The organism is Nautilia sp., assembly GCF_053994455.1.
In genome coordinates this window covers 1-3,673 of record NZ_JBMYAU010000112.1, presented here as the reverse complement: position 1 = coordinate 3,673, position 3,673 = coordinate 1, and the positions used below count along the sequence as shown (strand labels likewise).

Here is a 3,673-nt window from a genome sequence, read left to right as displayed (position 1 = left end):
TATGCGTTTAAATTGCGTTTAAATTCGCTTCTATTCGTTTAAATAATTTAAAAGGTATAAAGATACTCCAAAACATTCAAAAGCCATATTTAAGCCCTTTAAAAGAGAAATTTTTAAGATGCTTTCTAACTAATCTATAATCAACACCTCCGCCGCTTTCAAATGCTCTTTTTGCCATCTCAGAAGCATCTAATAAGTCATCGTGAGCTGATTTTGGATATGTATCAAGTTCATCCCTTAGAAGCTCGGCTTTTTCATCAATTAAAATCGTTTCATCTTTTATTAAAGGTGCAAGGGAGTTGATTCTAAGTTCTTTTGGGACATTGTTTTTAAATTCCTTTACCGGAATACTAATTCCGGATTCTCTTGCCACTTTTTTTAAGACATCTTTGAAAAACTCCTGATAAGCAACCGTTTCTATTGCAAGGATGGTTCTTGCTACTTTTGAATATCTTATGTAGGTCTTTACGATTTTATCTATCATATCGGTTGGGTTTTTCTTGTAGCCCCCAGCCGTAAGATAAAATCTTTTTTCATCCGCTTTGTATCCAAGAATTGCTATTGCAAAATAGTCACCTTTCTTTTTGCCCATTGCCGGGTCTATGCCGATTGAGTAAAAATCGCACTTTGGCATTATTGAAAACGTTTTATAGTGATTAAAGATAAGTGAATCTTTGCTAAGAGGGATATTCTGATACTCTTGTAGAAAACTTTCTTTGTCTTCTTTATATTCTTTTTTAAGTTCTTCCACGTCAATATCCGGGTCGTCAAGTTTCCAAGTTTTAAAATCCAAAACCAAAGGAAAATTTTGATAAAAGTCAGCTATTTCCCTGAGGCGGACAAATACGCTATCGTGATGTAAGATAGTTCCTATCATTATGATGTTGCAGTGTTTGCATTTTCTGCTTGGAAGTTTTTTTATCGCTTTTTTAAACCACTTCTCTTGTTTATCTCTGTATGATTTGTTTTGGACAAGTTCGTCTTCTTCCAGGTCATCTACTATAATTAAATCCGGACGGAAAGAGAGGTATTTAATACCCCTGATTTTGGCACCCGCACCAAACGCCGCTATTTTTAGATTAAAATCATCAACTTTTATTACGATACTTTCCGTCTTTTCCTGGATGATTTCTATATTAAAATCCCTTCTTAATTTTTTGTTTTCGATAAGTTCGGTTTTTAAAAGCTCAAATGTTGCGTTTGCAAGAGGCTGGGTAGCTCCTATTATTAAAATGAATCTTCTTTTTTTTCTTATTGCTTCCCATAGAGGATAAAATGTGGCAATAAGCGTAGTTTTTGCCGCACCTCTATATGCTGAAAACATTAAAAACTTGTGCTTTTTGGTAAGAGAATCTATGTTTTTATATATAAAGTTTCTAAATTTTGATTTTTCGGTTTTTGCAAATTCAATGTGATGTGGAAGATAGCTTTTTACAAAATAGAAAAAATCTCTTTTTGCTCTTTTTGTGTCGATATTACTTATCTCATCCGGAAGACTTTTAAGGTATAACTTTAACTCTTCAATATTCTCAAACATCTATTTCCTCTGCTATTTTGTCTGCGTGCTTTTTGAAAAATTCGGCAACTTTTTCGTTTTTCTCTTTTATTGCGATTTCCGCAAGTTTTTGGATGGTGCTAAAAACTATTTTTTCTTTTTGGATTTTTTGAGTGTAAGGGGAATTTTTGTTGATGTTTTTTAGTTTGTAATAGCTTTTTGTATATTTTTCAAGCAAAGTTAATTTATTCGCAAGGTCAGATTCTTTTAGCTCTATTAATGCAGAGTCCCACTCTTTAATGAGTTCTAATAAAAACTCTTTTTCTTTTGCTTCGGCGTCAATTGACTGCTCTGAAAGCAGTAATTCATCCCATTTTTCTTTTTTCTTCCAATTACTTACCGTTTGGCGACTTACCCCCAAAATAGTTGCTATCTCTTTTAGTGGGATGTTTTGTTTATATAGCTCATACGCTTTTTTATGGATATTCATTTAATAAACCTTTTGCATATTCAATATCAAACTGCTCGTTTACTTTTATAGTTATTTTGTAAGTGACAAAAAATTCTCCAAGCTTCAAAGGCTTCATATCCAGCACTTCAAAATAGTCATACTGGATTTTTAAAAGTTTGTTAAGTAAGCTTTGAAGAGCCGTTAAATCGTCTTGAGTCAGTTGATTTTTGATGATGTATATATCAAACACATAATCAACAAACTCAAAACGATTAGGCTTTATATGAGAGAAAAAAATATATTCTCCCGGAGTATTTGGTTCACGAGTTAGCAAAATAAAAGGATGAATTTCTTTTAGCTCTTCAATTTTTTTATTTATATCCATATGCCATTCCTTTTTGAAACTATTACGCTAAAACTTCCATCATTCGAATTTATAGGCACATCTTTTAATCTTTTTATTGCCTCTTTATATGCTTTTTCAACATTCTCAGGCACTTCAAGATTCACTCTCATAAATACCCTGTAAATTGCTATATCCAATACAAAAGGCGTCTCAAGCATTCTATCTTTAACAATTTCTTTTGTATCTTCAATTGCCTTTTGAATTACTTCATCGCTTACATAATCAGGATTTGAAAGAATGGAGGCAAGAACCTCCTTAACGTCAGCTACTTCTATCATTCGCTACTTCCGCTTCCATCAGAAAATCTTACAAGCTGCCAGAGTCCGTAACCTGCGTTATGTTCCGCATCTACTCCGTATAAGTATTTAGCTTTCATAAAGGCTTCATAGTCTGTCGGTTTATCAAGTGCTACAAGCTGTGGTTTTTTATTAATTTGAAGAATAAACGGTTTTAGCACTTTTCTGCTATCAACAAGCATCCAGCTGTTATCCGGTAAATCATCAATTACAAGAATGTCTGCCATTCCTTTTGTAATGTTTGTGCTTCCGTTGATTTGGTCTGCTTTTACGATTTCAATCGCTTTGTCTTCAAGGTTTGTAGCAACTACAAGAAGATTCGGTCTGATTTTTAATGTTTTACCACTTTCTCCTTTAATGCTTCGCATCCCTTTTCTGGATTTTAGGAAGTTCTCCTGTGTCAGTTCATCCGTTGAAATGTTTGAATATGTAACATCAGTTCCGTCAATTGTTACCTTATGCTGGTCTGAGAAGAACTTTACACCATCATAGCAGATGTCGTTTTTCTCAATTAAATCAACGATAAGCTCATCGTAATGTTCTTTTGCCGACTGAGCTAATTGTTGAATTTGCGGTTTCATTGCCCCGATTGAATCGTATAAGATGTAATCCCTATCCATTGAGATAGTTGCTTCCCATCTTTTTTTGACGATAGAATATTTATAAGCCTGTAAATCTTTTACAACCCTGTCACCAATCCATTCTCTTACCTTTGGAAATTGTCCAAGCCATGTATAATCAACTGTCGGCGCTTTTGCATTTACAACCATTGCAAGCTGAGTATAAAAACTTTCGGTTTCATTGAAAAATTTTGTAAATTCGGCACTGAACTTTTTACTTACCGCTTTTAATACTTCTCCGTTAATTACTCCCATATCAGTCCTCCCATCCAAGTTCTTTTAATAATTTAGCTTCATTGTCTTCTTTTTTGCCGTTTTGTCCGTCTTGAAAGTTATTTTCTTTGGTCATGCCAAGTTTTGGTCTTGCCTCAAGATAGCTAACAAGTGCGTCAAGCGGCATAGCTT

5 protein-coding genes are annotated in these 3,673 nt (G+C 33.9%); all 5 read right to left on the bottom strand.

Going from position 1 to position 3,673, the window contains the following annotated elements; translation table 11 throughout:
- Window positions 1-76: 76 nt before the first annotated feature.
- Genes terL through ACXJIE_RS08065 form a run of 5 tightly spaced genes read right to left on the bottom strand, consistent with a single transcriptional unit; the run spans window position 77 to window position 3,523 of the window.
- Window positions 77-1,537, bottom strand: a complete 1,461-nt coding sequence (gene terL / locus ACXJIE_RS08085; protein WP_456480462.1) for a phage terminase large subunit — start codon at window positions 1,535-1,537, stop codon at window positions 77-79.
- The gene (locus tag ACXJIE_RS08080) at window positions 1,530-1,985 is read right to left on the bottom strand and encodes a DUF1804 family protein (protein WP_456480461.1); all 456 of its coding nucleotides are present in this window, start codon (window positions 1,983-1,985) and stop codon (window positions 1,530-1,532) included. Before ACXJIE_RS08080 ends, terL begins: the two co-directional genes overlap by 8 nt.
- Window positions 1,972-2,331 (bottom strand): hypothetical protein, encoded by a 360-nt coding sequence (locus ACXJIE_RS08075; protein ID WP_456480460.1) that lies wholly within the window; start codon window positions 2,329-2,331, stop codon window positions 1,972-1,974. The genes ACXJIE_RS08080 and ACXJIE_RS08075 overlap by 14 nt, the downstream gene beginning before the upstream one ends.
- The gene (locus tag ACXJIE_RS08070) at window positions 2,322-2,630 is read right to left on the bottom strand and encodes a hypothetical protein (protein WP_456480459.1); all 309 of its coding nucleotides are present in this window, start codon (window positions 2,628-2,630) and stop codon (window positions 2,322-2,324) included. Before ACXJIE_RS08070 ends, ACXJIE_RS08075 begins: the two co-directional genes overlap by 10 nt.
- Entirely contained in the window at window positions 2,627-3,523 is an 897-nt protein-coding gene (locus tag ACXJIE_RS08065) for a Mu-like prophage major head subunit gpT family protein (protein WP_456480458.1), read from the bottom strand. Before ACXJIE_RS08065 ends, ACXJIE_RS08070 begins: the two co-directional genes overlap by 4 nt.
- Window positions 3,524-3,673 lie beyond the last annotated feature (150 nt).